1 protein-coding gene is annotated in these 241 nt (G+C 50.6%); it reads right to left on the minus strand.

Annotation, left to right across the window (positions count from 1 at the left end):
- The coding region (locus Q4563_RS22170) for a DUF1302 family protein (protein WP_303606077.1) at positions 1-241 on the minus strand (241 nt) is incomplete at both ends.

Raw genomic sequence — 241 nt, forward strand, 5'->3', positions numbered from 1 at the left:
GTCGTAACCACTACCGGCAGCGTCTTTGGTTTCATCACTGAGGTCTTTGAAATCGGTTGAGTCATTCATGATGGCGTCATCGTAAAACGCCCGCAGCCGAAAGAAGCCACCATAGTTTTCGTAGCTCATTTCGAGGTCGGATGTCCACTTGATCACCCGGGTGTCGACATCACCTTTGCCATAATTCAGCGTACCGTCGTCATAGTTATACGATGAGCCAGATGCACTGTTGCCCGTAGCC

Source organism: Gilvimarinus sp. 1_MG-2023 (genome assembly GCF_030548285.1).